Annotated in this window: 4 protein-coding genes; 1 reads left to right on the forward strand and 3 read right to left on the reverse strand. The window is 34.8% G+C overall.

The features are described 5' to 3' along the window. Positions 1-222: 222 nt before the first annotated feature. The 3 genes from CU635_RS20290 to CU635_RS20300 form a co-directional block, all read right to left on the reverse strand. Entirely contained in the window at positions 223-654 is a 432-nt protein-coding gene (locus tag CU635_RS20290) for a YlbF/YmcA family competence regulator (protein ID WP_101579192.1), read from the reverse strand. Between the two features lies 1 nt (position 655). Next, complete coding sequence (miaB, locus tag CU635_RS20295; RefSeq protein WP_101579193.1) at positions 656-2191, reverse strand: tRNA (N6-isopentenyl adenosine(37)-C2)-methylthiotransferase MiaB; 1536 nt, start codon at positions 2189-2191, stop codon at positions 656-658. A gap of 355 nt (positions 2192-2546) precedes the next feature. Then, positions 2547-4607, reverse strand: coding sequence for a DUF262 domain-containing protein (locus CU635_RS20300; protein ID WP_101579194.1), 2061 nt, complete (start codon positions 4605-4607; stop codon positions 2547-2549). A gap of 208 nt (positions 4608-4815) precedes the next feature. Between CU635_RS20300 and CU635_RS20305 the strand changes: the two genes are divergently transcribed. Beyond that, positions 4816-5043, forward strand: coding sequence for a hypothetical protein (locus tag CU635_RS20305; protein ID WP_245917544.1), 228 nt, complete (start codon positions 4816-4818; stop codon positions 5041-5043). The last annotated feature ends 111 nt before the right edge of the window (positions 5044-5154 follow it).

The raw sequence follows: 5154 nt of genomic DNA on the forward strand, positions 1-5154 counted from the left end.
CACTTTTCCGCACTGACTGGCTCAAAACTCCGCACATGTGGCTCAATTCATATGCAATAATCAGTTGCGGGTGCAAAGTTCGATGAGGAGTGTATCAAGACAATCGCAGAGATTGCAATATAAGAAGATTAAAAAGTATATTAACCAAATTTATAGCTGCAAAAGAAGAGTCGACAATTTCATAATAAAACGCCCGGGAATTGATCCCGGGCGTCAGGCTGATTAATGTTGGTGACTGCTTGTTTTCGTGTTAACCTGTGCTCCTGTTTCACCGTGGAGCAAGTCTCCCCCGGTTGACGTGATAATCTCGTCTGTAACCGAGTTGGAGATGGTGGATGCAATAATTTGCAACAGCTCATTCACTTCTACCTGTGACTGCTTGAACTCCTGGACAACTGGAATCTCATCCAGATTCTGCTCAAGCGCGGAAATTTTCTCTTCAACTTTCTTTAGCGCTTCCGGCTTTCCATAATGCTGGAGATTGACGGCCTGCTTTTGCAGCCCTTTAATGTCAGAGATCATTGAACGGACTTTTTCATTTTCATGAATTTGTGCTTCGGCACGCTTGAAAAAATCTACCTCTTCTGTTTCAGAGATCATCTTTGCCAACTCTTTTGCGCGGGCGACGATGTCGTCTTTTGTATATTTCGCCATATTAATTCACCTCAACTTGTTGTAGTTCTTCCACAATTTCTCCGTTTAAAGACCATGTTTTTGCGTCCGTTATTTTTACTTTAACAATCTTGCCGATCGCCGTTTTTGGTCCTTTAAAATTAACAAGCCTGCTTTTGCTTGTATAACCGGCAAGCATATCAGGATTATTTTTACTTTCCCCTTCGACCAGCACGTCGACAATCTGGTCCTGATATTTTTTCATCGCTGCTGCAGAAAGTTCGTTTACAACCGCGTTTAACCTTTGCAGCCGTTCTTTCTTCACAGCCATCGGTACATTGTCGGTCATTTTCGCAGCCGGTGTACCTTCTCTCGGTGAGTAAATAAACGTATAGGCAGTTTCATAGCCTACTTCACGATAAAGCGACAATGTTTCTTCAAACTGTTCTTCTGTTTCATTCGGGTAGCCGACAATGATGTCAGTCGTTAAAGAGACATTCGGAATCGCAGCTTTAATTTTTCTAACAAGCTCTAAATATTGCTCTCTTGTGTATTTGCGGGCCATGATTTTCAGAACATCGGTTGAACCTGATTGAACCGGCAAATGAATGTGATCCATCAAGTTGCCGCCTTTGGCGAGCACTTCAATCAAGTGATCATCAAAATCACGCGGGTGGCTTGTTGTGAAGCGGACACGCGGGATATCAATTTTGCGGATTTCATCCATTAAATCGCCAAGTCCGTACTGGATATCGTCGAAGTCTTTGCCATATGCATTAACATTTTGGCCAAGCAGCGTAATTTCCTGGTAGCCTTGAGCGGCTAAATGGCGAACCTCCTGGATGATATCATCCGGTCGGCGGCTCCGTTCTTTTCCGCGGGTATACGGAACGATACAATACGTACAAAACTTATCACAGCCATACATAATATTAACCCATGCTTTAATGTTGCCGCGGCGCACTTTCGGAAGGTTCTCAATGACGTCACCTTCTTTAGACCATACTTCGATGACCATTTCTTTGGACATGTACGCTTCGTGTAAAATATTCGGCAGACGGTGAATATTATGCGTTCCGAAGATCATGTCGATATGATGATGCTTTTCAAGAATTTTGTTTACAACAGATTCTTCCTGGGACATACATCCGCAGACGCCGATAAGCAAGTCGGGTTTTTCCCTTTTTAATGCTTTTAAATGGCCAATTTCACCAAACACTTTGTTCTCGGCATTTTCACGGATCGCACACGTATTCAGCAGAATCACATTGGCATCTTCAGCCTGGTCGGTTACTTCATAGCCCAGCCCTAAAAAGATTCCTGCCATGACCTCTGTGTCGTGCTCGTTCATTTGGCATCCGTACGTACGAATGTAAAACTTTCGGCCAGTTCCCATTCCGAGAAACTCTTTTTGAATCGAAAAATCGTTGTGGTACTTTACTTCCTCTTTACCGCGTTTTTTTGCATCCTTTAAGGATGGGGGAATATAAACAGCTTCGAAGTATTTGCTGTAGTCCTTTGCGGATTTTTTGTCCGGAGAATTGACTCTTTGGTTATCTAACCTCTGTTGTTCGTTCATAATTTATGGTTCAACCCCTTGCTGTTACTGTGTTTTTGCTGTTAGCTAATGAGTTTGTTTGCGTAATCTTCAACCCTTCAATTATATGCTAGGATTATGGCAAACTCAAGTTTATTTCATTTCCTGTTTGCGGTAATCTCTTAGTTTTACCGTTTCCCACCACTATTATTAGGATTGACATAAATAAAGACTAGGATACCCTCGACACTAACACAAAAAAAGCCTTAGGAAGTATTCCCTTGGCTTTACTAATTTAAAGAATATTAACGGTTATTTTCTTTTATTTTTAATCTCCGTAGATGATAATTTTTAAATGTTTAAAACAATTTAAAATGCCTAAAGAAAGTTTGTTTATTTACGATAAATAAATAATTAAATCTTCTTCGTCAATATTTGTTTTTTCAAAGAGTGTAATCAAATTTTTCCGCTTTTGTTCATTGTTAATATTTGTATTTAGATAAATATTTTCGCTTATTTGTCTAGGTTGATTGTTAAAATCGTTTTGGTTAAGGGAATGAAAACGTCTTGAAAGTAATTCTTCCTGATTTATTGCCTCTAAGAATGAATTAGAATCTAAATCATATATCTTTTTAATTACCTTATAATATATGTCTGTAAAATCTCTAGCTTCGTAATTATCCGTCAGAAATACAAAAGAAGAAGGTCTTAAACTTGTCCAGTCATCGTCTAATGTAACAATAGGTCTGTTATCATCATTTGTTACAAGCAAATCTAATTCAGGATAGTTCCAAGCTTCTTTGGCGTATTCAAACAAATTGTTTGCCCTTTTTAAAATTTCGGTTTCATTCCAAGTATCTAAGTTGTGTAACCCCTTATTTAATCTAATTAAACTATCAGCAAATCCCCCAGGTAAATCCCTTTTGTCAGTAAAAAATTTATTACTCATATTTTTGTTATATCCTGTTAAAGTAAGGTTCCCGATAGTATGTACATATGTATTGTGTACTTCTTTCCAATTAGAACCTAAAGCATTTACCCATTTATCACTTAAATTAGGGGATTGTGGCAAAATATGTTCGATTGTAATTTCAGGGTCAATTTGCAATCTTTCTTTAGGGTTACAATGGTGTTCTAATTTGAACAAAATATATTTTCTGTTTTTATTACTTAAATTATATATATCTTTCAAAAGGAAGGATTTTTTAAATTCATCATTATTCGGGAATCTATGATTTCCTTTTTTATTAGCGAGTATAGTTTCAAACGAAACAAGATGATTTGTTCTATCCAAGTCCTTCACGATACTAACAAATACTTTATTCAATCCTTGCGTAGGGTATCCGCATATAACCCTTCTTATTAAATAGCTTTCAATTAAACGAAGTATTGAAATAAAATCTTCCTTAGATAATAGTTGATTTTCATAATCATAATACAACGGTAAAATAAGGGGATAAATTATTTTTATATCAATACTATCTAGGTCTTTTAGGCAATCGTTTATTTCCTTATCCTTTTCATTCTGCCTAAGTATTCTTTCATAATACCCCGCAAACTGTAATAATTCTTTCATTAAATTTTCGATTGATTCCGGTTCTCTTGAATAATATTTTTTAAAATAATCTTTAAAATCCGAATATACACTTGTCTTCTTAGGAATTTTTTTAGTTTTAAATGTAAGGTAATCCCTAATAAAATTAGATAGTTCTCCTTTATTCTCTTCTCTTAGTCTTGTTTCAATTGGGAACCAATAATGATTATAAATTTTCTTTTGAAAACTAGACGTTAAATCCATCAACAAAAAATTTCTAATTAAATCTGCTTCCGTAAGTTTTTCTCCTGTTGAATTTAAACTTTCAAAAATAAGTTGAGGGTCGTCATGTTCACGTTCTAATGAAACCTCAACAATAATTAACTTAGCAATCCCTTCATATAGTGCTTCAATATCACGCTGCCCACTCTTAATTGAATTATAGAAATACATATAGTTATTTAAAATATTATGATACTCAACATCTATCTCCGTTTTGTTAATAAGTGAAAAATATACTTCTCTATCTTGTTTAGTTAATTGAAGTTTAATATATTCATCATCTTTTTTATCAGAATTTACCAAGTATTGGTTTATCTCATTTGAAGTAATATTAGGATTTGGATGTTCATCTAAATAATTCTTAATTGCTAATAATAACAAGGAAATAGTTGTTAACCGCTGTTGCCCGTCTATAATCGTTAAAGGTTTTACCTTAGTAACAGGTATATTTTGGTCAGAAATATGTACTATTGAACCAATAAAGTGATTTTTACTGGTACTACCACTTGCTTTTAAAATATCGGAAAACAATTGACCGCAATGAATATGTGTCCACTTATATGTACGTTGATAAACAGGTATGACAAATTGTTGGTTAGGTATTCTAAGTAAATGAAGAATACTTGTCTGCGAAGCCTGCATTTACAATTTACCCCCTTTGATAGTTTTATTTAAAGTATATAGCAAATTTATCCTCTATTAAATAAACTTTTAGAAAAATATACCTATTTCCGTTAATATAAATTTATTAAGGAAAAATAACCTATCTCCACTTAGGATGTAGGTCTTTTTTAGTAGAAATTAATGGATATATTGCTATATAATTACCATAGAAAGGGAGGTGATAAATATGGAAATAAAATTAAAAGAACTTAGTGGTTCTTCAAATTATCATCAAGGCTATGGTGCAGGTAGCGGAAGCATAATTAAAGAAGAATATGAGTGTCCTTGTGGAAAAGGGAAAGTATTTTATGAAAAAGATGATATTCCAGGTTTTAGAGATAGCGATATTTATACCGATTGTAAAGAGTGCAATGATAAATACGAGTTTAGAAGAGGTATAGCTACTATAAAATAACGTACATAATTAATTTGGCTTCCTTTGGGAAGTCTTTTTTTGACATTAATGTAAACAGCCACTTTATTTCCTCTAAAAAGTGGGGCATTTTTTCAAATTTCTACAGATTAA

Origin of the sequence: Bacillus canaveralius (assembly GCF_002860125.1) — a bacterium.
In the GTDB taxonomy this organism is placed as follows: Bacteria; Bacillota; Bacilli; order Bacillales; family Cytobacillaceae; genus Bacillus_BJ; species Bacillus_BJ canaveralius.